General features: G+C 64.0%; 2 protein-coding genes. Both read right to left on the reverse strand.

All coding sequences use genetic code 11. From position 1 onward, the window contains the following. Window positions 1–227 precede the first annotated feature (227 nt). Window positions 228–533, reverse strand: coding sequence for a DUF3489 domain-containing protein (locus tag P1J78_RS24930; protein ID WP_275570068.1), 306 nt, complete (start codon window positions 531–533; stop codon window positions 228–230). A 140-nt stretch (window positions 534–673) separates the two neighbouring features. Next, window positions 674–898: a hypothetical protein gene (locus P1J78_RS24935; RefSeq protein WP_275570069.1), complete on the reverse strand. Its 225-nt coding sequence runs from the start codon at window positions 896–898 to the stop codon at window positions 674–676. Window positions 899–1,044: the final 146 nt, after the last annotated feature.

Here is a 1,044-nt window from a genome sequence, read left to right on the forward strand (position 1 = left end):
TCGGCGAACTCATCGACTGCTTCACGCACCAGGAATGCGAAAACTACTTCGCCGCCTGCGGATACGATGCAGATTGATCGGAAAACGCTCTAGCGCTTTGCGCAAGAATATCATCGACAGGAAGGGTGGGGGCGGGTCACCGAAAGCCTGCCGCCAGGCGACCCGCAGGGCGGCCCGGTCCATCCGATCGAGCTCCGCCCAACGTGCCGTGATCGCGTCATCCGGCATCAATCAGCATCCGAAGCCGGGTGGGCTTCGATGCGGTACCGCGACGCCCGTCCGTCCCCGTGGTTCTCGGCGGTGATCTCGTATCCGCCTTTCCGCAGCCCTGTCAGCGCGGCCCGTGTCGTGTGCTGCTGCCAGCCGAGCTTGGTACTGATGGTCGCGACATCTACGCCGTCCTTCCGGGACAGCATCCGGATAAGCTGCGCCTTCTTGGTCGTCCTCGCCGGGCGCTTGCTGCTCGCGGCCGCCTTGGAGCGGGAAGCACTCGGGGCGTCCGACGTCTCGGTTGCTTTGGATTGGGTGGTCATCTGCATCTCCCGTCTGATCGCCGCAGGACCGTCCTGGACCTGCTACTGACCAGAGCCCGGCGGACCGGGCGGAGATCACCGCACCCTCTGTCGGGTGCGTCGGCAAGGGCAGTAGCGCTCCGTTGCCGACCGAAGTCCAGTCATTCCTGGTCTCGTGCCTCGTGCCCGATCAGCTGCCGTTCGATAAAGGTGAGTTCGCACAGAATCCCGGCCAGGAGGCTCCGGAGGTACTTGCACTGCTGCGTCAGCCTAGACACCGTTGCTGTCGCGTTTTGCCCCTCCGACGAGATGGCCGCTCCGTCCTCGAAGAGAGCCGTCAGCCGGGCGAACCGTTCAGAAACATCGATGTCAGACGGATCGAGCATGACCACACCGACGCTTCCGCGCGGCGCGAAGTCAAGTCGGATTGGGAGGAAGGGCGGAGAGCGGACCTTCGCCGCAATCTGGCCTAAGGTCCGCTTGCCTATCGTTCGCGGGTTGCAGCACGTATCCGCACTCCGTTTTCGCACAG

The organism is Psychromarinibacter sediminicola, from assembly GCF_029168335.1.
Taxonomy (GTDB): domain Bacteria; phylum Pseudomonadota; class Alphaproteobacteria; order Rhodobacterales; family Rhodobacteraceae; genus Psychromarinibacter; species Psychromarinibacter sediminicola.

What these genes read in the sequence shown, in the direction of transcription:
- P1J78_RS24930 (WP_275570068.1), bottom strand. Translation starts at nt 533, where the DNA reads ATGACCACCCAATCCAAAGCAACCGAGACGTCGGACGCCCCGAGTGCT.
- P1J78_RS24935 (WP_275570069.1), bottom strand. Translation starts at nt 898, where the DNA reads ATGCTCGATCCGTCTGACATCGATGTTTCTGAACGGTTCGCCCGGCTG.